This is a genomic window from Puniceibacterium antarcticum (assembly GCF_002760615.1).
Classification (GTDB): Bacteria; Pseudomonadota; Alphaproteobacteria; order Rhodobacterales; family Rhodobacteraceae; genus Puniceibacterium; species Puniceibacterium antarcticum.
In genome coordinates this window covers 16,389-43,039 of record NZ_AWWI01000064.1, presented here as the reverse complement: position 1 = coordinate 43,039, position 26,651 = coordinate 16,389, and the positions used below count along the sequence as shown (strand labels likewise).

The window sequence follows — 26,651 nt, the reverse complement described above, 5'->3', positions numbered from 1 at the left end:
CGATTCAGTCCAGCATCGGATGGCCACGCAGGCGCAGAAACAGGCTCTCCTCGTCATTGTTGCGAAAGAACGGAACAGACACAGGTGGCGTTTCCGATCGCGCCCGTGCGGCAACCTCGGCCAGCACGACCTCGGTGATGAAAGGCAGATCAAAATTGCGTACCTCGTCCAGATCGATCCATTGCAGCAGACTCAGTTCATCCGAGGCTGCCGAAAAATCGTCCGGATCGGAGGCGAGTGTCGCGGCATCCGCCAGAAAGAAACGCGCATCGAACCGGCGGGGTCGGCCCGGCGGGGTGATGGCACGGAACACGAACTGCAGCGGGTCGGCTTGCGGAACATGGCCGGTGGCGGCAAAATCGGCCCAGTCTGCGGGCGGATGTCCGGGCCAGGCGCCAGGCTGCCCAAGGATCTGGCCGGTTTCTTCCCAAAGCTCGCGGATCGCTGCCACGGACAATGCATGTGCCAGATCGGGGTAGGCCTCTTCTGACAGGCGTCTGGCGCAAAGGGCGCTCAGCGGTGCGGCCAGAGGAATTTGCCCATCTGAGTTGTCCACCGCGCCGCCGGGAAAGACGAACTTGTTGGGCATGAAGGCTGCCGCAGCGCCACGCTGCCCCATCAGGATGCGGGGCCGTGTGGCGCGGTCGCGCAGCAGGATGACCGTGGCCGCGTTGCGGATTTCAGCCTTGTCGACCGGTGTCACGGTGTCTTTGAATGCGCGCATCTGTGCCCCTTGCTGGGGGCGGATCATGCGGCCTGTGAAAAGCCGTGCATGAAGCGCGACCATTGGATCGCCACGATCACCCCTTTCAGTCGGGGCAGAAGATAGAGCGAAAGCGAGACGCAGCCAACGGCAAAGATTGTGAACAGGATCAGCGGATCGGGACGGAAGGTGGTGAAAACGATCAGCAGAAGCGGCGCCATCACGTGACCCACAATCAGAATTGTCAGATAGGCGGGTCCGTCATCGGCGCGGGCGGGCTGAAAATCCTCCCGGCAGACAGGGCAGCTGTCGCGCATGGTCAGATAGCCGCGCAGCAACGGGCCGTTGCCACAGTTGGGGCAGCGGCAGCGCCAACCATTCCACACGGCGGGCCACATTGGACGCTCGTCGTGATGCTGGGTAATGTCGGTCATAATTGTCCTCGCGTACAGCTTTCCTCTTACATGGGGCATCATGCGGGCCGTTTGAAAGGGTACATACTGTCCTTGCGTCTGGATGTCGCGTCTGGCGGCTAAAGCTGTGGGGGATTTTGGATCATATTTTAGCCGTTGTGCGCCCTGCCTGATTTGTCAGTCTGGTGATTTTCTTGCCGATCCGCGACGGAAACTCTGCCGTCCGCCGTTTGACACTGCAGAACCGGGGCCAAAAGGGCACTGGTCGTCAAGAGGCAGGACAAGGAGAAACTGCAATGAAAACCACAAACTGGATTACCGGAGCGCTGGTTGCCGCCATGGGCCTGACCGCAGTCGCCGCACAGGCGCAGGGCACGGGGCCGGGCGATCACGATGAGCATCGTGGCATGATGTTTGGCGCCTTTGATGGCAATGGAGACGGCAAGCTGACGCCGGAAGAAATGGCCGCCCGCGCCGCCGAGCGTTTCGCCAAGGCGGACAGCGATGGCGACGGCATGCTGAGCGTGGAGGAAATGAATGCTGCTGCTGCCGAACGCATCGCCGAGCGCAATGCGAAGATGATCGAACGTATGGACCAGGATGGTGACGGCATGCTGAGCCTGGAAGAGATACGGGGCCGTCGTGACCCTGCACAGATTTTCAAGCGTCTGGACAAAAATAGCGATGGTGTCCTGAGCGAAAAGGAATTCGCCGAAGCAGCCAAGATGATGCGCGGCCACCACGGTAAAGGCCCGCACAAAGATCACGACAAGCGTTGAAACAATTGCGCCTGGCAGAGTTTTTTGCCAGGCGTTGCGCAAAAATGGCGGAGCAGGTAGCGCTTTGGAGTTATGATGATGCCCCTGGACGCAATGAGCGAGTATGACGACGACCGTTTGCTCGCGCTTTATGCGCGCGGCGATGCCAGTGCGGCGCGAGCGCTGACAGCGCGGTTGGGGCCGCGGGTGTTTTCGCATGCGCAGCGCTTGCTGGCTGATCGCGCCGAGGCCGAAGATGTCACGCAAGAGGCGCTGTTGCGCCTTTGGCGGACCGCCCCGGACTGGCGCACGGGAGAGGCCAAGGTGACAACCTGGCTTTACCGGGTCACGGCGAACCTGTGTACAGACCGGCTGCGCAAACAGCGCGGCACCGACCTCGACTCGGTGCCGGAAATTGCTGACGGCAGACCTTCGGTCGAGGCGTCGATGCATCGGCGGGCTCGGGCGGACGCCTTGCAGGCCGCGCTGATGCAGTTGCCTGAGCGGCAGCGGCAAGCGGTGGTGCTGCGGCATATCGAAGGTCTGGCCAATCCGGAGATTGGCCAGATCATGGCCTTGGGCACGCGAGCAGTCGAAAGCCTGACCGCGCGGGGCAAACGGGCACTTGAAGCACTGCTGCTGGGGCAGCGAGAGGAACTGGGGTTGCATGATGACATATGACACGAACTCATCCGGCGCCGACGATCTGGCCGCCTTTTTCGACGCGGCGCGGCAAGAGGACGAGATGCCTTCGGGGGATTTCATGGCGCGTCTTCAGGCGGATGCGCTGCGTCTGCAGCCCACGGCAACCGCACGTGAGCGCAGATTACCCTGGCGTGATCTGCTGGGCTTTCTCGGCGGATGGCGCACGGTGGCGGGGCTGACAGCCGCTACCTGTGCCGGAGTTTGGATGGGTGTGAGCCCGCCGGATCTGATGCTGACCCTATTGCAGGATCAAACGGTGATACAGAATGTCGATCCGGTGAGTGGATATGACTATGCGATGTTGGAGGGCTGATATGGATCTTGGAAAGACACGCTGGCTGAGGGGGGGGCTGATCGTCTCTCTGGCGCTGAACCTAGCGCTGGTGGGCGCAATTGGCGGCTTTGCTCTGATCGGTGGGCGGCACGACCAAGATGCGCGCGGAAAGGGGGGACCCGAGGGTATGCCCTATATCCGCGCTCTGAGCGAAGGCGACCGTGCGGATATGCGCGACGCGCTGCGACGCGATTTCCGTGATCACCGCGATGCGCGCGGGCAGGTGACCGAAGATTACCGCGCGGCCGTTGCCGCCCTGCGCGCTGAACCTTTTGATCAGTCGGCGCTGATGACGGTGCTGGAGCGGCAAAGTGAACGTGCCCAGAAACGGTTTTTGGGCGGGCAGCGCGTCATGGTCGATTTCGTGGCGAACATGACACCCGAGGATCGCGCCGCCTATGCGCAGCGCCTTTCGGATCAGATTGATCGGCTGGACAAGCGCTGGGGGCGTCTGGATCGGGAGTGATGCGGGGCCTGCTGGTCGACAATTTGCAGGATCAGGCCGCCTCGGTCCCCAGCAACGCCTGATTGCGGCCATCGGCCTTGGCAGAATAAAGCGCGCGGTCTGCCATGGCAATCAGTTCTGATATTGCAATTATTCTGGTGGGCGGAGCAATGGCGATGCCGATGCTGAGAGTCTGCGACAAGTGAAACCCGTTCGGGTTGATCTGGATGGGGTGCGATGCGACGAGCTTGCACAGCCGAGAGGCGAGTTGCAGCGCCTTGTCGCAGTCGGTGTCGGGCATCGCGATCAGGAATTCTTCGCCGCCCAGCCGCGCCAGCAGATCCGCCGCGCGCAGGTTGTTGGCAAGCTCGCGGGCCACACCAGTCAGTACCGCATCCCCGGCGGCATGACCATGGCAGTCATTTACCCGCTTGAAGTGATCGAGGTCGGCGACCATCACAGCAAGGGGGCGCCTTTGTTGTGCGGCCCGTTCCGCCATCCGCGCAAGGTGGGGCAGGGCGTAGCGCCGGTTGAACAGGCCCGTCAGGGGATCGGTCAGCGCGGCGCGCAAACCGTCACGGACATTGTCACGCAGACGGTCCACATGCCGCTTGCGGCGAATTTGCTCTTGCAGGCGCAGCACCATCTCGCGCGGTTCGGGACCAGAGCACATCAGATCGTTCGCCCCAAGGTCAAGGGCAGAGGCCGCGCTGTGCCGCTGATGCGGATAGGTGACGTAAAGGATCGCGGCGTGCCGCGTTTCTGTGCTGGCGCGCAGATTGGCGAGCAGGCTCAGCCCCTCGCCCTCGCTTGATGGATGTTCGAGGATCACCACCACTTCGGGAGGCTGGTCGAGATCCCGAAGCACTGAATCCAGTGGGACAAGATTGATGTGGTCGGGCAACGCCCTGCGCAGATCCCTCAGCAGTGGCTGCAGGATCCGATGCGGGCCGGTGGGCACAACGGCAACGCGGGCTGGAACGACAAAACCCGCGCCCTCTTCGGCGAGGCCGAGGGCACGCTGGGTGTCATCACGCAATCGCAGTTCGGCCTGGGCATCGCGGGCGCGCAGAAGGCTGCGCAGCCGGGCAAGCAGAACAAGTTCGTCAATCGGACGTGTCAGCAGATCATCTGCACCAGCGGACAGGGCCGCGATACGGGTTTCGGTCTCGTCCGCGCCATGTACCATGATGACGGGCACTTCGGACCATAGCGGATTGGCCTTGATCCGGGCGCAAAGCTCTGGTCCGCTCATATCAGGAAGGTCCATCGACACGATCACGGCATCAGGTTGGCGCACCGCGATCATGCCGATTGCCGAAGACCCGCTTTCTGCAAGCGCCACCTCATAGTAGGCAGACGCAAGTTTCACCCGCAGGATGATGCGGTTCGTTGGAAGGCCATCGACGATCAGAATGCGGCCGGTCATACTGCAAAACCACCCTTTCATAACGTCATGCGAGGCAAAGCTTGCAACGTGTGACAGTGTAAGTCTTTAGTCAGAATGGTTAAGAAACCCTTTCGGAGTTTATACGAATGGCCCTTGCGCGTGATCGTGCCGAAATGATCGGATTGCAGGCTGTGGCCTGGCTTGCGGCGAATGATGAGCTTTTGCCGGTTTTTCAGGGCGCGACAGGTGCTTCTGAAGAGGATTTCCGGCAAGGTCTTGCTGATCCAGTTTTTCAGGGCTCGGTTCTGGATTTTCTTTTGATGGATGATGCCTGGGTCGTTGCCTTTTGTGATGAGCAATCCTTGGCCTATGATCAGTTGATGCAGGCCCGCGCGATGCTGCCAGGTGGTGAGCAGGTACATTGGACATGACGGTGCGCAGTATGGGCGGACCGGTTGGGGGCGTGCTCTTCGACAAGGACGGCACCTTGTTCGATTTTGGCGCGACTTGGAATGTGTGGGCCGGTCACACGCTGCGGGACCTGGCCGAAGGCGATGTAAAGGTGCTGCACGCGCTGGCCGATGTGGCGCGTTATGATCTGGAGACGGCGCGGTTCCTGCCCGACAGCCCGATCATTGCCGGGACAAACCACGAGGCTGCAGTCTGTTTGGCCTCGGCCCTTCCCGGACGTGCTGTCGGCGACATAGAACGACATCTGATGCTGACCTCCTCTGAGGCGCCGCTGGTGCCTGCGGTGCCGCTGGTCCCGTTTCTAGGCGTGCTGGCAGGCATGGGGCTCAAGCTGGGCGTGATGACGAATGACACCGAATACGGCGCACTGGCACATCTGGGGACGGCGGGAGTGATCGATCTCTTTGATTTTGTGGCCGGTTTCGACAGCGGGCATGGCGCAAAGCCCGCCCCCGAACCGTTGCTGGCCTTTGCCCGAGCGATGGGGCTCGCGCCGGAGCGGTGTGTGATGGTCGGTGACAGCAGCCATGATCTTGTGGCGGGGCGTGCCGCTGGCATGTTGTGCGTCGGCGTGCTGACCGGGCCTGCGCAAGCCGAGGCGCTTGAGGTGCTTGCAGATGTGGTGCTCCCAGATATTGGCCATCTGCCTGCTTGGATTGCATCCTTGTCCTAGCGCCTTGTGACGGGAATGCGCTTTCGGATGAACGTATTCGTCCTCAAGCGGCAATTCACTGGTGCGGAATATCTTATGATCAAGGCGCCATATACTTCCCGCGCCGGATTCAGGTGCCACAAGCAGCCGTTTGGCTCGCAACTCTGCGTCGGGCAAAGCTTGCCCCGGCGACCGTGACACGGCATCGTGCCCAAGATCATGACAGGAGAACAACACATGGCACTGGACCCTGCGGCACGACTGCGCCCTCAGATCACGTTTCTGGGCGCGCTAGCGGGGCTGGCTGGCTGGCTGTTCTGGTCTGTTCTATACGATCAGATGATCGGGGAACTGCGGCTGTTCATGCTGTTTGCGGCTGCGAGCTATGGCACCTTCTTCATGGTGCTGGCACTGGTCGGCCCGGCGCGGTTCTGGCCCAGCCTGCCGTGGTCCATTGGTCTCTCAAGCCTTGGAGCGGGGCTGCTCTACTGGGCATCGTTCAGATATGCGTCTGTCGATGCGTTTCTGAGTGCGGGCTATCCGCTGGTCGGTTTCTGGCTCTTCCTGTTCGTGGCGACCCCATTTGTGGCTGCGCAGTTGCGGTCGACCGGTGGATGGTCAGATTATCCGGCGCTGTTCGACCTCAGCTGGCGGATATTTGTGCGCTACCTCTCTGCCGTTCTGTTCACGGCGCTGTTCTGGGGATTGCTCGCGCTTTCGGATGCTTTGCTGAACCTTGTAGGGCTGGAGCTGATGTCGACGATCCTGCGGTATCAGCCGCTGCCTTGGGTGCTGACAGGCGCGGTGTTTGGCCTTGCGCTTGCGGTTGTGCATGAGCTGCGTGACTATCTGTCCCCCTTCCTCGTGCTGCAACTGCTTCGGCTTTTGCTGCCGGTGGTCTTGGTCGTGGTGCTTGTGTTCTTGCTGGCGTTACCGATTCAGGGGCTGTCGCATCTGGTGGGCAATTTCTCGGCGGCCGCGACATTGATGAGCGCAGCTTTGGCCGCCATCGTATTGATTACCGTTGCGGTGGATCGTGACAGCACCGAAGAAGTGCATTTGCCTTGGATGCGCGCCATCGTCCAAATTCTGGCGCTTCTCGTGCCGATTCTGGCGGCGCTGGCGATCTATGCCTTGTGGCTACGACTGCATTCTTATGGTTGGACGCCCGAGCGGCTGATGGCGGCGACGGTGGCAGGCATGGTGCTGTTGTACGGGCTGTCCTATGGTGCTGCTGTGGCGCTGCGGCGCAACTGGTCCAGCCGCATTCGGCAGGCGAATGTCGGATTGGCGCTGCTGACCCTGGCGGTTATTGTGGTCTGGCTGAGTCCGCTTCTGGTCCCGGAACGGATCGCCGCCCGCGATCAGCTTGCACGTTACAGGGATGGCATCCTGCCTGCGAGCGATGTGCCCCTTCGGGAGATGGCTCAGGACTGGGGCAAGGCGGGTGAAGAGGCGCTGGAACAGCTCCGCGAAGATCCAGCGCTGGCCCCAGGTTTCGCGATGCTCGCAGGGGAGCGGGCGGTGGTTGCGGAAGATCTTCGTGCCAGTGTCGCTACACAGATGCCAGTTCTGGGCGGCGAGCCGCTGACTGAGGCGCAGCTGGGAATGCTTGACGACGACACGCTTGCCCAGTGGCAGCAGGCCTGTGGCCGGGCTGTGGTGGGTGGGCCGGGCTGCGCGCTGATCTTTGGCGATTTTATGCCCGATCTGGCGGAGACGTCCGCCATTCTGCTTCTGAACACAGGGGAGGGAAGCGTGACGGCAAGAAGCCTCCGTGTGGTTGATGGACGGCTGCAGTTCTGGGGCTACGCGATAGATCTGAGCAAGGACCGGAACTTTGATCTGCCGTTTGCGATCCTTGAAGATTTGCACGCGGGAAAGGCCCGCGTCGCTGTGCCCGGAATAAAGGCGCTGATCGTTGGAACGCATGCGCTATTTCCGCACAATTGAGAATGTTTCCCGTTTCTTAAGTCCTGAATGCGAGCCTGCCGCCTAAGAATATGAGCGGCAAGGCCAGATGCACGGGTTGATCAACAATACGCTTCAACGCTTTCTTCAGGACACCTATGGGCATGGGACCTGGAACGAAATAGCGCGCCTGGCCGACATCGATCCACCGGAATTCGAAGCGATGCTGCATTACGACAATGCGCTTACGGACAGCCTGCTGGATGTGGCCGCAGCATATCTGAATAAGCCCTGTGATGCGATCCTCGAAGATGTTGGCACCTACCTGGTGTCCCACCCGAACACTGAATCCTTGCGGCGGCTGCTGCGCTTTGGCGGTGTCACCTTTACGGAATTCCTGCATTCGTTGGATGATTTGCCAGATCGTGCGAGGCTGGCCGTTTCCGATCTGGACCTTCCGGGGCTTGAGCTAACCGAATATACGCAGGATCGGTACTCCCTCACCTCCAGCGGCACAATACGGGGCTTCGGGCTCGTTCTCGTCGGCGTGCTGCGTGCCATGGCTGATGATTATGGCGCGCTTGTCATTCTTGACTACCAGGGTTGGAACGGGGATTGCGAACGTATCTTCATCACCCTGATCGAAAGAGAATACGCAGAAGGTCGCCAGTTCGATCTGGGGGGCACAGCGTTGGACAGAAGGCGGTCAGCCTCTTGACCATATCTCAGAAGGCTTTGACGGTCCTGTGCCCGATGCATGTTTGTCTGACGCCGACGGGTGATATCGCGCAGACGGGGCCAACCCTGCAGAAGCTGCGCCCGAAGATCGGGCTGGTCGGCCTGAATTTTCTTGACCTTTTCGAGGTCTACCGGCCCCGCCTTCTCCGTTCCATGGTCGAACTTCTGGCTGTTGAAGGCAGCAAGCTGCATCTGCGGTTCCGCGACCCGCCCCATACAACCCTCAAGGGGGTGCTTGTCCCGGATGGCCTGGGGGGCGCTGTGGTCAATCTGTCCTTTGGGATTTCGGTGGTGGATGCCGTGCGGGACTATGACCTCAGCGGTTCGGATTTCGCAGCAACTGATTTGACTATCGAAATGCTCTATCTTGTCGAAGCGAAATCAGCCGCGATGGAAGCGTCCCGTACCCTTAACAAACGCTTGCAGGGTGCCCGTATCGCGGCTGAGGAGCAGGCCTTTACCGACACACTCACCGGGCTGAAGAATCGCCGGGCGACCGATCATATCCTGGAGCGTCTGGCCCGCAGGGGGCGTGATTTTGCCCTGATGCATCTGGATCTGGATTTTTTCAAGGAAGTGAACGATTCCCTAGGCCATGCTGCGGGCGATTACGTCCTGCAGCAGGTGGCCCGCATCCTTGTGGGGGAAACTCGCAAAGATGATACGGCGGCTCGTGTCGGAGGTGACGAATTTTTGATGATCTTCGTCGGCCTTAGTGATCGGCAACGGTTGTCCAACATGGCAGAGCGCATCATCGCCCGTCTGGAGCGCTCCATGCCCTATGAGGGCCAATGGTGTCAGATTTCCGGCAGCATCGGAATCACACTGTCGAACGGCCGCCGGGATGCCGTCCTTGCCAACTTTATGCACGAGGCTGACCAAGCACTCTATGTCGCAAAACGCGGTGGTAGGGCACAGCATAGATTTTACGACGCAACGATGGCTCAGACTGCAGAAGGCAATGCGCCAGGGACTGGCTAGAGCCTTTACAGTTCCGGCAGGCACCGCAATCGCTGCCCTGCTGGATGGTGGAGCGCGATGCGTGATGCTTTGACTTGATCTGGAGGCACTGGCACTGCCGCGCATTGCCTGATTGCATCCGGGGTGTTGACCCGACAGAGCAGCGCTTTCAGAACAGGCTCCGTGATAGGTCAGAACCAGGAAGTATTTCCGTTACTGATTGCTCGTTGGCGGATGTTGCTGGCCGGGCGTACGCAGATCGAATAGGGCGGTGTAGTATGCTCGAAATTGCTGTGTGACGATGATGATGACGGACATGGGCGGGATCCGCTGCAACGACATTTTAGGAAGATGCCGATCTTCTTGTGTCGGCGGCTATTATCGGAGGGTCCAGTATGGACAGAGAGTAACAGGCGTTTGAAATTTCCATTTATTTGAAATGGGATTTTGCACCGGTTGTCGCGCCGAGCATATCGGTCTTGCCGCCGCGATCTGAGACCAAACCACCCAAGTGATAATTAGGGTAATTTTTTGGGCGTACAGGGCTTGATCACCCGGAAATCTCAGCGTAAGTAGCCCGACAGTTGGGGTGTAGCCAAGTGGTAAGGCATCGGTTTTTGGTACCGTGTATCGTAGGTTCGAATCCTACCACCCCAGCCAGTTTCCGCCTAAGTGTGACGTTCGCCCAAGATTGGAACTTATCCGGTCTGACTTGGCACTTCGTCCGGGCAAGACTGGCACTTAGTGCTGTTTTGAGCGCCGAGGCCTCCAGACCCTTGCTTTCTTGGCAGACATTTGCGCCGTGGCGGTCTGTCTTCTAGACTGAAGCCTGACGAACACGGAGGGCACGGAAATGGCCAACTGGTATTCGGCCGATCTGCATTTCGGCCATCACCGCATCATCGAGTTCTGCAAACGCCCTTTCGCCTCGACCGGCGAGATGAACGCAGCCCTGATCGCGAATTTCCAAGCCTGCGTTGGCCATGATGACGACCTTTGGATACTGGGCGATTTCGCCTTCGGTCGCGCCGAAGATACGGCGCAGTTCGAGAGTTGGTTTCACAGCCTCCCCGGTCGCAAGCATCTGATCATTGGCAATCACGACGACGAAGCCGTCATCTCTCTGCCCTGGGCCAGCACAGAGTACATGGCCGAAATCCAGGACGGCGATCAGAGCCTCGTCCTGTGCCACTATCCGATGATTACCTGGAACGGTGCCCGTAGGGGCGCCCTGCAGTTGTTCGGGCACGTGCATGACCAATGGCCCGGCTCACGCAACAGCGTGAATGTCGGCGTGGATCAGTGGCAATTTCGCCCCGTGCAGATCACAGACATCGCCAAGCGTGCCGCAAAGCTTCCGGTGAATAAACACTGGCAAGATGTGGAGCACGGGAACGAACTCAGCTGACAAGGATGGCTGCAATGAGATCGGTGTTTCTGGGCCAGACCGACCACTCTCGCTGAAGGCAGGTGGCCTGTTAAAGCTGACAGTTGCAGTAGGCAAAGCCAAAGTTGTCGGTCGGACACTGCGGCTGGATGCTTTTGAAAAACTCTCTTCCCTACCCGAAAGGGCCTGATCGTCAGAATTTATTTCTGCAAAAACGACCATTTGGAGACTACGTCTGAAAAATGGCCCATTGAGAGAACGGCGTTCCAATTTTCCGAGATGATTTTCGTTGAACAGGATTTTTTTCCGTGGAATAGGCGGGGAGGGCCCTGATGACGGCGCAGCATGGGTGCCGAAGCAATACCAAAAGAGCAGAAATTCGAGCTGGGCTCTGCAACCCTCACGCACAACCCTGCGGTGACCGATGCACTCGGCAACCTGATCGACTTCCGCCTGCTGCCCGGACAGGCCCACGATCTGCGCGGCACGGCGGCCTTGATCGAAGGGTTGGCCTGCGACCAGTTCCTTGCCGACCGCGCCTTTGATGCAAGCTGGGTGCGCGATGCCCTGGCTGGCGCGGGGATCGAGGCGGTCCTCCCGCCAAAATCCAACCGCCGATTTCCGCCAGAGTTTGACCGCGACACTTACAAGTGGCGGCACCTGATCGAGAACTTCTTCGGAAAGCTCAAGGAATACAGGGGGATCGCCATGCGCTGCTGTAAAACCGACGAAAGCTACAGCGCTTTCATCGCGGTCGCCGCGACCGTCATTCGCCTACGATGAACATCAACAGGCCCTAGTTCAGCGCTGCAGTGCAGCTTCCTGATAGGTCCCGTCGGCTACAGCCATCACGATCTCGTCCTCGGCCATCCATCCGTTGGAGATCAGAAACCTGCGGATTGTGTCGGGGGCCTCGGAATAGAGCACAAGCGCGAGGCTCTCTTCTGCGCGGGTGCAGGTGACATAAAGCAAGCGGCGGGTGCGCTCGATCGTGGTTTCCTCACCATTGTCGGCTTTTTTTTGAGCGGTTGGCCCCAAGGGTTTCACACCAAACAGCGTCTCGTAAGAGGCAAGGCCATTGAAGCGCGTTTGGTAATCGTCAGCGATCACCATGACCCGGGGAAATTCGAGCCCCTTGACCCCTTGGTGGGTGCCATAGGGGCTGCGGTCTTCGACATACGCGAGGTAGCGCGCCACCTGGGAAAACGGGGCCACAAGCGCCTGCATCCAGGCCTCGGTGAAGGTGGTTTCGGTGGGTGGTATGGCCTCGGGCGTGGTCAGGTCTAAACCGTCAAAGAGGGGACCAAGCTCGGCAAGGATGTCGGCCATGTTTTGGGCCACGGGACTGTCGTCAGGCAAACAGGTCCGAAGCTGGTCGGGGATCGGGAACAACCGGTGCTCGGCCACGACCGCCAACACTTCGGCACAACTCGGATCCCGTTCGTCCTTAAATAGCGTCATCAGCGCTGCGACGCCCGCCCGTGCCGCTTCGAGGCCAGTGGCCTGGCCCCCGCGCCCCGCCCGAATACCTCTCTTATCGACCAGCGGTGAGCCGTCGCGCAGCACCGCCATCGCGGCAAAGGCATCCCCATTCTTTTGTGCCGTCACCAAAGGCAAGACCCGGTGGGTGAAAAGCCGCATCGCGGGCAAGCTGCCATCGCGAAACCCGTCCTTGAGCTTGTCGGGTTTGCTCAGGGGCTCAAACAGCTCACTAAAACTAAGTCGCGCGGCGGCCATGTGACGCTCGATCGTGAGGGTCTTGATCGCCTCTGCGTTCTGCCACGCGGGGTCTCCGGTGATGCGGGCCATCTCCGCCCGGGTGTAGGCTTCAAAGGCTGCGCGATCCGTGCCTTCGCTTGGCGCAAGAAAGACGCGCACGGTGCCACCTGGTTTGTCTTCGCGCGCCCGCTGCTGGCGGCCATCATCGTCGCGCCGGATCGCATTCGCCAGGTCCACGATCCGCGCGCGGCTGCGGTGGTTCATCTGTTTGGCAGGTTGCGCGAAATCCCCCACCCGTTGGTCGAGATCGCGCAAACCATCGGTGTAAATGCGCTGCATCGTGTCCCCGAGAAGCCCTAGGGCGATGCGGCCGCGATGGCGCGCCTCGAAGGTCAAAAGCGCCTCCATCAATGGTTTCATCGTGTCCTGGCTCTCGTCGATCAGGATGAACGGGTAGCGCGCCAGAACGATATTTTGAAACGTCTCGCTTTCAGTCAAGAAATGCGCGGCGAGATCAATGACCTCGGTATGTTGCAGCGCATCGCGGCCGAAATTGTCCCCCACGGGCGCGTAGGTGAACGCGCGGATCTCGGCGAGGCGCTCCAGCCGCTTTGTCTTGGATGCCATCTTCTTGACGCGTTTGTCATGGGCGTCGCCCCGCCCCCGGCCCTTCTCATGGTCTGCCTGGATCTTTACAATCTCTGTCTGCAAGTCGGTCTCCAGCCAGCGCCGAATATCCGCCGTGCGCCCCTCGATGAGCGACCAAGCGAAGCTGTGGATTGTCTGAACCTGAAACACCGGATCGGCCTTGACGCGGCGCGTGATCTCATCTGCGGCGGCGTTGGTATAGGTGATCACGGCGATCTTGCGGCTGTGTTTGCGCAAGGTGGTCAGGGTTTGCGTGTCCAGCCCCTCCAGTGCGTCCTTGAGAGAGCGCGTCTTGCCCGATCCCGCCCCGGCAAAGAGAAAGAAGCTGCGCGGCCGATCAAGGGACAGGCACGCGCGGATCGTCGCGTCAGCGCCAGCGTCGCGGGTGGCGTCGGTCACAACTGGCACAACACGCCCTCCACGCCCTTCAGCTGGCCTGCGAGCCAAGTCAGGCCGGCGTTGATATAGGGCGGCGCGCGCAGCGCTTTGATGTCCTCGATATAAAGGAGGTCCAGTGCGAAGGCAGCCTTTTCCGGTTTTTTTGCCAACCGATCAAAGAGCTCCTTGGCGAGGTCTTCAGGGGACTGCGCCTCAGCGATGGATTTGGCAAAGGCGCGGGTCATGCGGCAGGAGAATTCCGTTCTTGCGGCGTCCGTCACGGCTTTTGGGTTGGTCAGGACAAGAGCATCCTCGAAGGTGCTGGGCGTGACGTTCTTGGACACCGCGCCAATTGTGACGTTTTGGGGGGTTTGGTAGCTGACGGCGATGGGGCGGTCGGGGGCCTTATGACACAGGGCCTTGAGGAGAGGGGCTAACAGCGTGTCGACCTCATCCAGCTTGGGGAGCCAGGTTTTTAGCACGTTGTTAGCGGTGGTTTGTGCGGCACCGTAGCAAGGCTGGGCGGATTGTTTGACGACCTTGCCGCCTTTGTCCACCTCTGCCACCGCGTCGAGATCGGTAATGATCAGCGTCGGCAGCTCCAGCGCCTCGATCAGAGGCCGCATCCGATGCGCGTGACTGCCCCCCAGCTCCAGAAAGGATAGATAGGCCGCAGCCAGGACAGGGTAATGATGCTGGATCAGATGCGGCAGCAGAATCCGCTCTGCGGCACCCTCGATCACGATGATGGCGTCGGCGAAGAATAGATCAAAATGGGTGCTCAGCAGATAGCGCGTCACAAAGCGACGAGTTTGTGTGTCCTCGCCAAAGAGCCCCTTCATATTCGCCACAGTGGCCGTGGGCACAACTCCGTGACTTGGCAGCTCGCGCTTGAAATATCGCAGCGCTTCAAAAGCAGCGGCGTGCGCGATATGGCCAGAATGGGTGCTCACGACCAGCTGCGTGGTAAAAGCCGAGTCCTCCTTCTCCAGATCTTTATGGTTGCGCAGCACCTTGTGGGCCCTGGCCATGAAGACCTGCTGCACCTGAACATGCAAATGCGCCTCCGGCTCCTCGATCAGCACCAGTTGCAGGGGTTCGATGCCCCTGTCGTCCGGGCTCACCATTTTTGATTTGAACTTGCCTACCTGCATCCAGTCATCCCGGAAACGCATGAGCTGAAACACCATGGAGATCAGGTTCTGGAAGCCCAAGCCGTTGTAGCTTTCGGGTAGCTTAACCCCGGATGTGTCGCCCGAGATATCGTATTGCACAGCCGCGGGGTGATCGAGCCCGTCAACTGGTTTGATCTGCGTGGCAATGAAGAGTTTCGGATTATTGAGTCCTCCGGGGTAGCCGAGTTCTTCCAGTTCCTTGATGGCATTGGCGAACCCATCCTTGAGACGGGCATTGAAGGTGGTCTCTGCATCATGAATCGCCATGAGCGCTTTGACGTCGTTCGGAGTGGGGTCCGTTTCAGGGTCAATATGTTTGCGGAAATAGGGCTGTATCTGGCTTGCGATCTTGCGGCTGTCGGCATGGACGAGCTCACCATCATCGCCCTTCCCGTCACCGGCGTCGGCGAACCCACGTTGCGCGTTAATCTCACGAATATGGAGGAGACCGGCAAAGGGGTTGGCGCCAATCCCCTCTGACAGGGCTGGCAGGGGCGGCGGCGCCACTGCTCCGGACGCTACAAAGCTAGCAGGGTCCAAAAGATGTGCGTTCAGTTCGAACAGGTCCTTCAGGCGTTTGTCCAGATATTCCCGAAAGTCGCGCGGCCAAAGCGCAAAACCGTTGTCCGTCGTGCCATCCGGCTGCCGCGCCTCGGCGTCTCGGCGCGCGGCAAGGTAGCCCGCCTTGATGTCGGCCCCTTTCTTGGGCTCAAGGCGCAGGCGCACGCCGAGCAAGCCGCCGGTCCAAGTAAGTGTGGGGATCAAATGCGCGACATGGTGGAGCTCTGACGTGTCCGCATGGAGCCAGACGTCGAGGAACGGAAGCTGGTCTAGGAGCGGGCTGAGATCCGCCTCGGCCTCCTGTGTCCAGGCGCCCGCGATCTGTTCGATCGCGGCCCAGTTTGAGGCTGTCACATCACGCGTGTCGATACCGCCGCGATCCTTAAGGAATTTGCGCAGCGCCTTCATGGCCGATGTCTTGCCGCTGTTGTTGGCCCCGACGAGGAGAGTTTGCTTATCCGACATGTCCAGACGGGCGCGTCGCAATTTGCGAAAATTGAAGACTTCAATGCGTACAAGTTTCATAATATCGGTATCCCCCTCGCAGGAATTGCTGCGCCGGTGTCTGTATATATTCTTATCCTGCGGTTTTGTAGCCGTGCTCTACAGCCTGGGGCTCTGCCAGTCTTCACATGTCAGGCTATTCGCTTTACGGGATCATAGGGGGGGCGGTGGAAATCGCATAGTGGGTGTTGGGCCTCTCACCGGCCTCGAGGCTCAACGCCGGAGGCCTTGGCGCTTATTTTTGGTCGCAGCCCATCTTCCCGAGTGCCGCGCCCTTGGATGCCCAAGGGTTCTCATGCGTTTGCAGCGAAGGGCAGCTCTCCGCCCTTCGTGCGGGTGAAGCGACCGGCCCAGAACCGACTTCCAAAGTTAGGACCTATGCTGCAGTGCGGCTTCCGCAAACCGGCCATTCGTGCTGCGCGCAGCATTTGGGGAATAGAGATGACCCAGCACGAACACATCCAAACCTCCGCACTCTAAGTTTCAAACGATGAAGGCGGCCAAATGCTGAACGATGGTTGTGCTAAATCACAACACATGGGAGTACTGCGGAAAGAGACATTCAAGCAAGACAGTACCCGCTGATAGCTAAAAGGTATGCAGCATGGCATCGAGATTCACAGCGCTTCCACTTTCCAGTGGCGAGAGCTTCATCCTCGAAACAGACCACGGGGGCAAACGCTGTGTCATTCTGGTCGATGGCGGTCAATCGAAGAGTAATAACCCGAAGAAAAATGGTCTCTACAAAGCGATCAGGCAGTTCTGTCCCGACATCACGGACACGATAGATATCACGATTTGTACGCATCGGGACCACGACCATGCCGGAGGGTTTCCTGCTTTCATCGAGACATGGCTCGCCGAGGGAAATGTTATCGGAGAGTTCTGGCTACCCGGTGGTTGGGCTGGAGCGGTGGAGATGGCGCTGACAAATCCGGACCGGCTTGTCACAATGCTCCGTGAGGGTGCCAATACTGCAGCAGACCGCATTGGAGAGCATGAGAGCTATCGTGAAACAGAAGTAGAATCGATGACCTCGAGATCATTCCGGGGGAGAACTTTGCGTTCCATACAAGCTGAAATGCATGACATGTACGTCGAAGGTAGCTGGCCGGGCAGTTCTGAGGAACAGGCCAGAGCTAATCGCAGTATGGAGGATGACCGCAGCGTCGGCTCCAGCCGCACAGAACTTGCTGCCAACAGTTGGGGCTTCACCGTAGACGACTGGGAAGCAATTCGCTCGGACCTGGAAACGAGCGCGATTCATGGTGAGCCGCTTGCTGACCGAACCGGTACATATCACCAACTGGGTGGCGAAGTTTTCGTCGATGAGGTCTTTATCGATGGCAGCGGTGAGCCTGGTCACTGGATCTCACGACGAGTGTTCGATGGCGGAAGTCCAACTTCACAGCTCGCGAGAAGCCTGTTTCGAAACATTATTGATACAGCTGAGGCGATTAGGAACATCGCCAGTGCCGCTGTTATGTTCGACATACCGGTTCGTTGGTTTGACTTTTCCGCATTTGAGAAAGGGGCCAAACCCTCAGGAGGTATAAAAGGATTTTTGCAGCCTTTGAATGCTGTCGAACTCAGGCAGGCGGAGCGTGAAACCAATGCGCTAATACTGTTCTTCAAACTGACGCTAACCGAACAGAATGTTGCTTCTCTTGTGTTTCAACGCCTGGAGACAGAATCCGAACCGAGCGCGATCTTTCTTGGCGATTCCCGTTTGGCGTTCGGAATCGACCAGCCAGATAGAAATTTCGAAAAACACCTCGTTCAACCGAATAGGCCAATTATCTATACCGCGCCGCATCACGGCTCCCGCAACAACGACCGTGCTTATGAGGTTCTTGCCGATTGGCTGCCCGGCCTGTTTGATGCTTCAATAGCCGTCCGAAACGGCGGTGTTTGGAACCAGACACTTTCGGGGTATCTGAGTGTCAAAAACCGGCGCTGAGCTCAATGCTATCAATGCCATGGGGGTAATTGGTCACAACCTGTTCAGATCTCTTCCGATGGCCCCAAATGGATCTGGCCATCTAGCTCTGGTGGAAAATGTGGCGTGCCGAAACGGAAGAAATAGTATCTGCGCCGCACTGGAGAAGGCGCCACTCCGGCCCAAACCGGCCATTGATCGCGCTTTCAATCGCTGCGGTGCGGCTGCACCAGACCGGCCATTCCTCCATCGTGCAGCATTTTCAGATGGTGAAGGTCGGTAGAGCGGACTTAGTTGCCTGTCGTACAACCGAGTTCAATGTCAGCTTTGGTTGGAGATTTGAGCGACAATCGAACCGCGCTGAAGGACCTACTGCAAGACCAAAAGAGATTGCACATGCGACTGGGATAGCCCTGCTCTTTTCAGGTTCCGACAGCTCTGCGAATTAATAAGCGCGGTGGATGATACAAGCTTGCAGCCGCGTTGGCGTGCAGCTTCAATACGTCGCGATATTAGGGATGAATGAGCGCCTCTTTTTCGCGCCGAAGGTATCGTGGCAGCGGTTGCGAGATATGCTGTTTGATTCGTCGCGAAATAGACCAAGCCAATAGCAACAGGTACATCATCATCACAAACAGCGTAGGCCTCAGCACGGCCCTCGGACAGAAGCCCTCGCATCATCTCATGTGTAATGTTCACTTTTGTACCCGAGTACCTAAATGCGCCAGAGTGAATTTCGATAAAGGCGTCTAATTCATTAGCATTGAGAGGTCGGGTTTGGTCAGCGGCATCGGCAAGAGGTAGGTTCGAAAGTTCGGCATAAAACTGCCCTTGCGTCCAACCGCGAAGTACGCGAACGCCCAAGTCCTCAGCCTGCTTCTTAACGTCTTTTGGGGCTCCAATGACGGGGAGATGAACGGTTGCGCCTGCCTGATCGAAAAGTGCAATTTCGGCGGTTGGCAATCTGTCGCTCTTAACATCAAAGCCGCAGATACGATTGTTCATCGGGCTTGGGCTTTTCGCCACCAAAAAACTTCTTTGGCTTGGATGTCCAAAAACGTCTGCTCCATAAGGATTATCAGGCATTTTTACCAAAGCTGAAACACGATCAGATAGATATTCGGCTTCAGCATCTTCAAGCAAGTTGGACACGTCGTCGGCGTCATCGCTCATTTGTATCTCCACCCAAGGTTTTGAATAAGCCGACGTTAGCTGCCGCGCGGAAAAATGTCACTCAGGGCTCACAGCCGCCTTGCGGCGGTGCAGCAGGAAGGCACCGGGCCGAAACCGCCTCAGGGCTGGCTGCAGCCGACGGCAGCCAGCCCTTTCACGACATTCATGCCAGACGCAGCGAGATCGATGCTGCAGGCGCAAGAGTCCCAGGCCGACTTCCAGGAAGCTGCCGCTCGGCAAGGCGATGCTGCAAACTTTGATGCTACAGCCTGCATCGGCGGCGGCAGTGCGCAGAAGCTGCCTTTCGCCGCAGGCGCATCATCCAAGAGCACCCGACCGTCAGCATAACGGATATTCTGTTGAAAAACTCGCCTCCCCGCACAAACATGCCGGATCAACAGAATATTTTCCTGCGGAAACGCGATCTAGAAAACTATGTTTGTAACATGGCTCATATAGAGGACAGAATTCCAATTCTCAGGGTTATTTTTCGCGCATCGGAGTTTTTCAACGGAATACGGACTTTTCAGACCTTCGCGGCACGTGCACCAATGTCCGGTCTGCTGAACCGTTCAACAAACGGTGATTTTCGCCGGGGACAAAAACCTACCGGTTTTGTCCTCATCCGTTCACTTTTTGTAGTCTCTTCCAACCTGGATGTTCTTTGAATGATCTCCCGCCTCGAGATTTTGAGACGGGGCTTCCGGCTCGGTTTTTCTCTTCCTAAGGACGTATCCGAGCACCGCCACAATGACCGCCGTGCCAACGCCCCCGAACAAAACCTCCCAGTTCGCGGAAATCCATGTCATACTGAGATCCTCACACCTTGGTATCAGGACTATGAGCGACAAAGACAATTTTCCGAAGCAGAAATTGGATGCTGGGGATCAGTCCCACAACGTCCAGGTCGGTCGTGACTACCATCACCATGAAGCGCCAAAACAATCGCTGCTCTACAGGCCAGATCAAGGTGACGTCGAGAAGTTTGATCCGAGGTTTCGTCGCATACGGGAAGAGGCTGACAGGGCCGTGAAGTCTGCTTCATACGTGAAGTCTGCTTCATACCTGCGAGTCCCACTTTGGCGAGAAAGCCTTATCGCGTCGGTGCTGAAGCTCCTTCTGCTCGCAATCCTGATCGCGGCGATATTCTAGTCGAGGTCAAAACCCCTGTGATAAAGTAAAGTTGCCCAAAACGGTCCTTTTTGAACGATTTGCGCTACTGTGCGCCAAGTGCCGTTACGATGTTAAATCACCTCGTTTTTGCGGTGTATCAAACACCATCGGCGCAATAGGGGTTCCGTCATTTTGCGCGGCATGTTCCTTGAAAACAGGCGTATGTGCTGGAACTAGCGTTTCGTTCTGAGCAACGGCCAAGAAGATATGCTTGGAGTTATCGGGTGTTACTTTGAGCCAATTCGGATCATCTAGTGTCCCCCGATACACGCCAACCGACCCCGCAAAGCGTTCAAATGTCTGAAAAACCTTGGTGCCACAGGTATTGCAAAAATTAATAAAAATCTCTTTGCCGCTACCCTCGGAGACGTGCGTGTATATCTTTGGATGCCCTGCGATGAGGGCAAAGTCAGAGGCGTCAAATGCCGGCTGAACCATATAGGCGCTACCAGTGGCGCGTTGACAAAACCTGCAATGACACATCGTTACCTTGGCGGGCTGGTTCGAGACCTCATACCGGATCGCTCCACATAGGCATCCCCCTTGCGCTGCTGACATAGTTTCACCTCATATATTTCTCAGGTCTGAACCGTATAACGGCCCCTTTAGACAATCTAGGCAGAGCAGAAAAATTGACCTTCGATGCCGTTCCAAAAACCCTTTTTTTTTGGCACATGCGCAAAATACTTCGTTTAACGCTGCCAGAAACCCCGTTCAAAACCGAAGCAGTTGTTAAAGGTTTTTGGTTCTCTGATGGTAGCAGACATTCATCGTCGATGCAGCATTGCGCAAGTTGGGCTCACTGCCGACCTTCGCTGCACTTGCAAACGAAATCAGCGTCAAACCGGAGGGCGAGCGGCAACAGTCCGGACAAATTGATCGTTCGCGGCGTTGTTACCAATGACTGCTTTCATCGGAAAAATCGGTTACTGGTAAAGCTTGTCAAACCGCACACATCGGAACAATGTAGGAACATAACTGTCCCACACGAAAGGTCACGTCATGCAGGACATTTCACTTTACCTTCCCGGCATCCTCATGGCCTACGCGGCTTTTCTGCTTGCCATAGCAAGCCCAGGCCCAAACATCCTCGCCGTCATCGGCACGTCGATGAGCGTTGGGCGCACGTCAGGTATGGCGCTGGCAATGGGGATTGCGACAGGATCTTTCACATGGGCGGTTCTGACTGTCTTTGGTCTGTCCGCCCTTCTGGCAACCTATGCCTCGGCCCTGATCGCGATCAAGGTTCTTGGTGGCCTCTACCTTCTGTGGCTGGCCTACAAGGCGTTCAAATCCGCCGCGTCCCGCCACGACATTGAGGCAAAGGAATTGGCCGGAGGGCGTCGCACCGCCCTCGGCTATCTCAAGCGTGGATACATCATTCAGATGACCAATCCCAAGGCCGCGTTGGCGTGGATCGCCATCATATCCCTTGGGCTGAAACAGGATGCGCCGCTTTGGGTGGGGGCGGCCATTGTTGTTGGCACATTCCTGATGTCGGTCGTGATCCATATCCTTTATGCCGTCGCGTTTTCAACGCCCATCATGGTGCGCGCCTATGCAAGCGCGCGGCGTGCTATTCAGGGGATGCTTGGTCTGTTCTTCGCCATCGCAGGTCTGCGCCTGCTTGCCAGCAGAGGCTGAATACATGTCCGCATATGATGACTCCACCGCCGCTAACCTGAACACCGGATTTGTGGTTTCCGTCAGGATTGTTGCCAAGGAAGGCGAAGCCGACGCCGTTGCTGACATTCTGAAATCCCTTGTCCGTCCGTCCATGGCAGAGCCCGGAATGAAATTTTTCATGCCCTACCGGTCGCCAGAAAACCCGTCTGAATTCTTCGTCTATGAACTTTACGAAGACAGGGCGGGATGGGACGCGCACAACGCGTCTCCGCATTTTCTGAATGCTGTTGATGAACTGGTTGCCAAAGCCGCGTCGCGTGAACGGATCCCGTTCATACCCTTCGTCGCTTGATGCTCGGCAGGCAGAAAGCACTTAACCGCGCGAACAGAAAGAAAATTCTTGGATGAACATTGCATTTCTGCACACCGCCGCCGTGCATGTCGAAACCTTCGATGGTTTGCTGAATCAGCTGGGATATGAAGGCGCGCGCACGCATAGGGTCATGCCGGAGCTGCTTGATCAAGCGCGGCAGCACGGTCTTGACCATGTCCGCGCCAAGGTCGAGGCGGCTCTGTCCGAACTTGCCACGGCCGATGCGGTGATGTGCACTTGCTCAACCTTGGGGCCGATTGCGGATGTGGTTTCACGGACACACGACCATGTGCTTCGCATAGACCGTCCGGTCATGGAAAAGACCTGCGGGATTGGGCCAGACATCTTGGTCGCTATTTGCCTGGAAAGCACGCAAGCGGCAACACTTGATCTCCTAAAAGCATGCGCAGATCGTGCGGGAACTGTCGTTTTGCCCCGTGTTGTTCTCAGTGCAGCCGCGTGGCCCTACTTTGAACGCGGCGATTATGAAGGGTTTGCAGACAGCATAGCGACGACCATCCGAACCGAGGTGTCCCGCTCTGCTCTGCCAGACGGCATCTTATTGGCCCAAGCCTCCATGCGTCTGGCTGAAGCACGGCTCAGCGACATGGGTATCCCCGTTATCTCGTCTCCTTTTCTGGCAGCAGAAAGGGCTATCAGGGTTGCGGGTTCCCGGTAGGGTCGTTCCGCGCTTCGCTACCCGCAAAGCAGCCTTTGGCTGCATCGGTGAAAATGAACGTAGAGGGCTCACTGCCGACCTTCGCTGCAGATGCACCCCAAAAAATATTGCGCGGCGGCCCCGAGCGGCCGCTTTGTTCGGCTTCCCCGTTTTAGTTTGCGGGCGCAGCGAAGGTCCGTTCTCCGCCTTACATGTTGATGCCAATTTGACCACGTTCAAATTTTCGCGCTTGCGGCGAACGGCAGAAAAGTCCGCTCTGGCGACCTTCCCCCTCCGAAATGCTGCACGATGGACGAATGGCCGGTCTCGTTAAGCTGCACCGCAGCGCACGGCTAGGAAGCGAACGGCAGGTTAGGACCGTCCCCGGCACACTGGCTTGAAGATTTCACCTTCCTCACAATGTCGGTAGAAAAGATGCCGTGGAGAAACTGGAAGGGGCTCGAATCGTGACAAAGAACTGGACCGCGATAAAGGGGGCGTTGTCGGGGTTTTCGAGGGTACAGCTCATGGGCCTCGTCCAAGACCTGTATCGCGCCGACCCGAAGAACCAGGATTTTCTGCATGCAAGATTCCTGGTTTCGGATGGGGGTACCGACCTTTCGCCCTACAAGAAGCGGATCAAGGCAGCCATCAATCCCAGCCGGTGGGACGCACCCATCAAATACCGCGACGCCCGACGTGCCATATCCGATTATAACAAGGCTAGGGGACAGCTCGGCGAAACGCTGGAGCTAATGTTCTACTACATCAAGTGCGGCAATGACGTCACGCTGGAGTTCGGTGATATGGATGAGACGTTCTACAACAGCATGGGGTCCATGTTTGGCTCGATCGTGAAGAAATTATCCGTGCAAGCCGACCCGGAACTGACCGCAACTTGGCTGGATCTTCTGGAGAAAGAATATCAACGCGTTGCCAATACCGGCTGGGGCTATGGCGACGAACTTGGTGGCTACCTTGAAGACCTCAGGTCTTCGCAAACATAGTTCTTATCCGGTCCGGTCAGTGCGGCATCAACAGTGTCCACTCAGTACGACAGAGACTTGTCCACCGCCCGGATTTTCGGCTGCGTCGAATGTCCGGAACGACGGGCCGCGGCGCAGAATCTGGGTCGGTGGCAGGTGTCCGCAAAGGGCCGGTGGCGTCGCTCCGGCGGGCGCTGCCACCGCGACTTTGCAAAGGGCGTATTCTGCGCGTTGCTGCAGGTCGAGCGACCCGCAGCGAATCGTTTCGATTGGCGGGAAGTTCGCAGAAGGCCATGATGGCAAAAAAACTTTAATCGATTCTTGTTGCTATATGATCGTCACGAATAAGGGACTGAGCCTTGATTGGAGCGATCCTGACGAAGTAGGAATTTGTCAAATGTGCCATGAAGAGGAAATCTCACTGACGGCTGCAAGAGGAGCTCTAAAATGAATGATGTCTCAGATTATGATTTGGGAAACTGTTTGGACAAGCAGTTTGATCTGATCCGTCACGCGTTTGAAGCAGGTGACGAGCATCAGTTTGAACAGGCGGTCCTGAGAGTGGTGAACGTTCGCCGCTGCAAGTCAAACGGCACCTTGGACTGGCTTCGTCCATGCGAGGATGGGGATTGACTCGGCATTCTGACCCGATCGCCGTTCACCTACTTTGAGAGGGGCGGTTTCGTGTAATTTTTCGATCTGCTTCAGAGGTGGTTCTGCTTGTCTGAACAGGTTCCGGGCCTCCCTGCGCATCGCTGCCCATCTTAAGACCAATGACAATCCCTCCGGGCCAACATAACCTGCCCAAATGAATTCAGGTGATTGGTCCGACACAGAGAACGACGCGGTCGTTGCGTCTTATTTCGGGATGCTCAGCGATGAGCTCTCCGTGCGCAGCTATAACAAAGCTGCGCAGAACCGGGCATTGCAAGATCAGACAGGACGGAGCCGTGGCTCCATCGAGTTCAAACTCTGCAACGTCTCTGCGGCCTGTGTCGGATTAGGGCTTCCCATCGTCAAAGGCTATCGACCGCGGTTCAATTTCCAGATGTCTCTTGCAGAGGCCGCATCTCGCTGGCTGGCGCGTCATCCAGAATGGGAGCTCGCGCTTCACCGCAAAGACGCTTCCACAATGGCTGAGCCTCCGGCGCTCTACGTCGGAACAGCACCTACCTTGCGGAATACACCGCCCCCAGAAGAGCTGGAGCAAATGCAGAGGGTGGCGCGGCGTTTCGATGTCGCGGGGCGGGACGAGCGCAATCGGGCTCTCGGTCATGCGGGTGAGGAACGGGTTTTTCATCACGAACGTCAGACCTTGCGGCAACATGGCCAGGACGCCTTAGCTCGGCGTGTGCGTTGGGTCTCCAAGGAGGACGGCGACGGCGCAGGCTATGACATCGCCAGTTTCACAATCGAAGGTCGCGAACGCCTCATCGAGGTGAAGACGACAAACGGTTTGGAGCGGACACCGTTCCACATCTCACGTAACGAACTGGAGGTTGCAAACGAACGCCGGGATGACTGGTATCTGTTCAGACTTTACGAGTTCGCTCGCGCCCCTCAGGCCTTCGAACTACGGCCTCCGCTCGAAGCTCATGTCACCCTCACCGCCACTAATTTCCAGGCAAGCTTCCAATGACACAGTCATCGCGCACATGTATCACATAATGATACATTGCGGACATGATCCAGAGCACCGAAGGCAAACGTGCTGCAAGGCAAGTACGGCAAGGATTTCCCGGCGGACCTCTTGAGGCGCAGGGGGCGATGCTTTCGGTGCTGGACCCAGCTGTTGCGGTGGAAGACCTGCGTTTTCCGCCAGATAACAACCTTGAGCAACTGAAGGGAGATCGCGCCGGTCGGCACTCGGTGGGGATCAACGGGCAGTGGCGCATCTGCTTCGTCTGGACGCAGAATGGCCCCGCCGAAGTCAAGATCGTCGATTGCCGCTGAAATGAGACATCATGAGCCTGCTTCAAGACCCGATGCACCCAGGCGAAGTCCTGAAAGAACTGTACCTAGATCCGCTTGAGATGGGCGCGATCGCGCTGGCTCACCGCCTTTATGTTCCCCGGACGCTCATCGAGCGGCTGGTGAAGGGCTCAACCATCATGACGCCCGATACCGCGCTGCGGCTGGCACGTGTGTTCAAAACGACGCCGGAATATTGGATGAACATGCAGACCAATTTCGATATGCGCACTGCGGCTAGGCAGGTGGACGTGAGTGGGATCGAGCCGCTGCTCTCCTGATTCAGAAGTTGATCCAGTCACCGCGGCTTCGGCCATCTGGCGTTGGCTGAAGCGATGAACATCGCAGTTTTGGACCCATGCCTCGCGGGATCGAAGGTAAATCAGGCGACAACAACGTTGATCGGTCGTTATCAGGTCTGACCAACGTGTCTTTTCCTCGTGCCGATCCATGGGATACGCCTAGTTTTCCATCGATTACAGAAGTGCAGATAGTCAGTGCAACTGGAATCGCGCGCACATGTTAATTGTCAAAATAACTCTGAACTATATTGACACGGTTGAATTTTCATGGATGCGGATGGTGGTTGACTTGCGAATCGCGAACCCACATGATTCGGGTATCCGTCAACAAAAATTGCCCAAGGTTCGTACATGAAATTTCGCGGCACAGCCGAGATCATCAAATGTCGTCTGCGGATAGAGGCAGGCCTTTCGATCAAAGAACTTGCGTCCCGTCTTGGGCGCAATCCTTCGACGATCAGCTTGGTCATTGGCGGTCACCGGAAGAGCCTCCCGGTCATAACAGAAATCGCACGCCTACTTGGCGAGGACCCCGAGGAACTGGCTTCGCTCCTTGCCCAACCAGAAGGAGCTGTCTCAATGACCTAGCGAAACCGAC

General features: G+C 57.8%; 30 protein-coding genes and 1 tRNA gene. 23 read left to right on the top strand and 8 right to left on the bottom strand.

The window, feature by feature from the left end; translation table 11 throughout:
- Positions 1–4: 4 nt before the first annotated feature.
- Both P775_RS09595 and P775_RS09590 read right to left on the bottom strand, forming a co-directional pair.
- Positions 5–724 carry an NUDIX hydrolase gene (locus P775_RS09595; protein ID WP_099910870.1) on the bottom strand — a complete coding sequence of 240 codons (720 nt, stop codon included), beginning with the start codon at positions 722–724 and terminating at the stop codon, positions 5–7.
- A gap of 23 nt (positions 725–747) precedes the next feature.
- On the bottom strand, positions 748–1,137 hold the full coding sequence (locus P775_RS09590) for a DUF983 domain-containing protein (RefSeq protein WP_099910788.1): 390 nt from the start codon (positions 1,135–1,137) through the stop codon (positions 748–750).
- Between the two features lie 173 nt (positions 1,138–1,310).
- Between P775_RS09590 and P775_RS09585 the strand changes: the two genes are divergently transcribed.
- The 4 genes from P775_RS09585 (at position 1,311) to P775_RS09570 (ending at position 3,379) form a co-directional block, all read left to right on the top strand.
- On the top strand, positions 1,311–1,895 hold the full coding sequence (locus tag P775_RS09585; protein WP_143520859.1) for an EF-hand domain-containing protein: 585 nt from the start codon (positions 1,311–1,313) through the stop codon (positions 1,893–1,895).
- A 72-nt stretch (positions 1,896–1,967) separates the two neighbouring features.
- Positions 1,968–2,555: an RNA polymerase sigma factor gene (locus P775_RS09580; RefSeq protein ID WP_099910786.1), complete on the top strand. Its 588-nt coding sequence runs from the start codon at positions 1,968–1,970 to the stop codon at positions 2,553–2,555.
- Positions 2,542–2,892, top strand: a complete 351-nt coding sequence (locus P775_RS09575) for a hypothetical protein (protein ID WP_099910785.1) — start codon at positions 2,542–2,544, stop codon at positions 2,890–2,892. The genes P775_RS09580 and P775_RS09575 overlap by 14 nt, the downstream gene beginning before the upstream one ends.
- Before the next feature lies 1 nt (position 2,893).
- Positions 2,894–3,379 (top strand): periplasmic heavy metal sensor, encoded by a 486-nt coding sequence (locus P775_RS09570; RefSeq protein WP_180287392.1) that lies wholly within the window; start codon positions 2,894–2,896, stop codon positions 3,377–3,379.
- Between the two features lie 31 nt (positions 3,380–3,410).
- On the opposite strand, the gene P775_RS09565 is transcribed toward P775_RS09570, so the two are convergent.
- A complete protein-coding gene (locus P775_RS09565) occupies positions 3,411–4,787 on the bottom strand; it encodes a diguanylate cyclase (RefSeq protein ID WP_180287391.1) in 1,377 nt (458 codons plus the stop codon).
- 107 nt (positions 4,788–4,894) lie between these two features.
- Here P775_RS09565 and P775_RS09560 point away from each other — a divergent pair, with 107 nt between their 5' ends.
- From P775_RS09560 to P775_RS09525, 8 genes are all read left to right on the top strand, one after another.
- Positions 4,895–5,179, top strand: coding sequence for a DUF3572 domain-containing protein (locus P775_RS09560; protein WP_099910782.1), 285 nt, complete (start codon positions 4,895–4,897; stop codon positions 5,177–5,179).
- On the top strand, positions 5,176–5,892 hold the full coding sequence (locus P775_RS09555; RefSeq protein ID WP_099910781.1) for an HAD family hydrolase: 717 nt from the start codon (positions 5,176–5,178) through the stop codon (positions 5,890–5,892). The genes P775_RS09560 and P775_RS09555 overlap by 4 nt, the downstream gene beginning before the upstream one ends.
- A gap of 216 nt (positions 5,893–6,108) precedes the next feature.
- Positions 6,109–7,824, top strand: a complete 1,716-nt coding sequence (locus P775_RS09550) for a DUF4153 domain-containing protein (protein ID WP_180287390.1) — start codon at positions 6,109–6,111, stop codon at positions 7,822–7,824.
- Positions 7,825–7,891: 67 nt separating this feature from the next.
- Entirely contained in the window at positions 7,892–8,500 is a 609-nt protein-coding gene (locus tag P775_RS09545) for a heme NO-binding domain-containing protein (RefSeq protein WP_099910779.1), read from the top strand.
- A gap of 35 nt (positions 8,501–8,535) precedes the next feature.
- On the top strand, positions 8,536–9,501 hold the full coding sequence (locus tag P775_RS09540) for a GGDEF domain-containing protein (protein ID WP_099910778.1): 966 nt from the start codon (positions 8,536–8,538) through the stop codon (positions 9,499–9,501).
- 564 nt (positions 9,502–10,065) lie between these two features.
- Positions 10,066–10,140: transfer RNA gene (locus P775_RS09535), tRNA-Gln, on the top strand.
- Positions 10,141–10,333: 193 nt separating this feature from the next.
- Positions 10,334–10,888, top strand: coding sequence for a metallophosphoesterase (locus P775_RS09530; protein WP_099910777.1), 555 nt, complete (start codon positions 10,334–10,336; stop codon positions 10,886–10,888).
- A 324-nt stretch (positions 10,889–11,212) separates the two neighbouring features.
- Entirely contained in the window at positions 11,213–11,650 is a 438-nt protein-coding gene (locus P775_RS09525) for a transposase (protein WP_099910776.1), read from the top strand.
- An 18-nt stretch (positions 11,651–11,668) separates the two neighbouring features.
- Here the strand turns inward: P775_RS09525 and P775_RS09520 are convergent, their stop codons facing one another.
- Together P775_RS09520 and P775_RS09515 are read right to left on the bottom strand one after the other, a co-directional pair.
- Positions 11,669–13,642, bottom strand: coding sequence for a UvrD-helicase domain-containing protein (locus tag P775_RS09520; RefSeq protein WP_099910775.1), 1,974 nt, complete (start codon positions 13,640–13,642; stop codon positions 11,669–11,671).
- Entirely contained in the window at positions 13,630–15,873 is a 2,244-nt protein-coding gene (locus P775_RS09515; protein ID WP_099910774.1) for an ATP-dependent nuclease, read from the bottom strand. The genes P775_RS09520 and P775_RS09515 overlap by 13 nt, the downstream gene beginning before the upstream one ends.
- Before the next feature lie 583 nt (positions 15,874–16,456).
- Here P775_RS09515 and P775_RS09510 point away from each other — a divergent pair.
- The gene (locus tag P775_RS09510; RefSeq protein WP_099910773.1) at positions 16,457–17,812 is read left to right on the top strand and encodes a hypothetical protein; all 1,356 of its coding nucleotides are present in this window, start codon (positions 16,457–16,459) and stop codon (positions 17,810–17,812) included.
- A 348-nt stretch (positions 17,813–18,160) separates the two neighbouring features.
- On the opposite strand, the gene P775_RS27540 is transcribed toward P775_RS09510, so the two are convergent.
- Both P775_RS27540 and P775_RS09500 read right to left on the bottom strand, forming a co-directional pair.
- On the bottom strand, positions 18,161–18,964 hold the full coding sequence (locus tag P775_RS27540) for a GNAT family N-acetyltransferase (RefSeq protein WP_143520857.1): 804 nt from the start codon (positions 18,962–18,964) through the stop codon (positions 18,161–18,163).
- Between the two features lie 629 nt (positions 18,965–19,593).
- The gene (locus P775_RS09500) at positions 19,594–19,773 is read right to left on the bottom strand and encodes a hypothetical protein (RefSeq protein WP_099910771.1); all 180 of its coding nucleotides are present in this window, start codon (positions 19,771–19,773) and stop codon (positions 19,594–19,596) included.
- A 31-nt stretch (positions 19,774–19,804) separates the two neighbouring features.
- On the opposite strand from P775_RS09500, the gene P775_RS09495 reads away from it, so the two are divergent.
- Positions 19,805–20,116: a hypothetical protein gene (locus P775_RS09495; RefSeq protein WP_099910770.1), complete on the top strand. Its 312-nt coding sequence runs from the start codon at positions 19,805–19,807 to the stop codon at positions 20,114–20,116.
- Positions 20,117–20,200: 84 nt separating this feature from the next.
- Here P775_RS09495 and P775_RS09490 read toward each other — a convergent pair whose 3' ends face one another.
- Positions 20,201–20,695, bottom strand: a complete 495-nt coding sequence (locus P775_RS09490) for a GFA family protein (RefSeq protein ID WP_180287389.1) — start codon at positions 20,693–20,695, stop codon at positions 20,201–20,203.
- Between the two features lie 444 nt (positions 20,696–21,139).
- On the opposite strand from P775_RS09490, the gene P775_RS09485 reads away from it, so the two are divergent.
- The 9 genes from P775_RS09485 to P775_RS29800 all read left to right on the top strand — a co-directional run bounded on the left by P775_RS09485 (position 21,140) and on the right by P775_RS29800 (position 26,641).
- Entirely contained in the window at positions 21,140–21,781 is a 642-nt protein-coding gene (locus tag P775_RS09485; RefSeq protein WP_099910769.1) for a LysE family translocator, read from the top strand.
- Between the two features lie 4 nt (positions 21,782–21,785).
- A complete protein-coding gene (locus P775_RS09480) occupies positions 21,786–22,115 on the top strand; it encodes a putative quinol monooxygenase (RefSeq protein WP_180287388.1) in 330 nt (109 codons plus the stop codon).
- Positions 22,116–22,197: 82 nt separating this feature from the next.
- Complete coding sequence (locus P775_RS09475; RefSeq protein ID WP_218967656.1) at positions 22,198–22,815, top strand: hypothetical protein; 618 nt, start codon at positions 22,198–22,200, stop codon at positions 22,813–22,815.
- Between the two features lie 446 nt (positions 22,816–23,261).
- Positions 23,262–23,801 carry a hypothetical protein gene (locus tag P775_RS09470; protein WP_099910868.1) on the top strand — a complete coding sequence of 180 codons (540 nt, stop codon included), beginning with the start codon at positions 23,262–23,264 and terminating at the stop codon, positions 23,799–23,801.
- A gap of 426 nt (positions 23,802–24,227) precedes the next feature.
- Positions 24,228–24,413, top strand: a complete 186-nt coding sequence (locus P775_RS09465; RefSeq protein ID WP_099910766.1) for a hypothetical protein — start codon at positions 24,228–24,230, stop codon at positions 24,411–24,413.
- 175 nt (positions 24,414–24,588) lie between these two features.
- Positions 24,589–25,419 carry a protein NO VEIN domain-containing protein gene (locus P775_RS09460; RefSeq protein ID WP_099910765.1) on the top strand — a complete coding sequence of 277 codons (831 nt, stop codon included), beginning with the start codon at positions 24,589–24,591 and terminating at the stop codon, positions 25,417–25,419.
- A gap of 44 nt (positions 25,420–25,463) precedes the next feature.
- Positions 25,464–25,733, top strand: a complete 270-nt coding sequence (locus P775_RS09455; RefSeq protein WP_099910764.1) for a type II toxin-antitoxin system RelE/ParE family toxin — start codon at positions 25,464–25,466, stop codon at positions 25,731–25,733.
- 11 nt (positions 25,734–25,744) lie between these two features.
- Complete coding sequence (locus P775_RS09450; RefSeq protein ID WP_099910763.1) at positions 25,745–26,032, top strand: HigA family addiction module antitoxin; 288 nt, start codon at positions 25,745–25,747, stop codon at positions 26,030–26,032.
- A gap of 372 nt (positions 26,033–26,404) precedes the next feature.
- The gene (locus P775_RS29800) at positions 26,405–26,641 is read left to right on the top strand and encodes a helix-turn-helix domain-containing protein (protein ID WP_099910762.1); all 237 of its coding nucleotides are present in this window, start codon (positions 26,405–26,407) and stop codon (positions 26,639–26,641) included.
- Positions 26,642–26,651 lie beyond the last annotated feature (10 nt).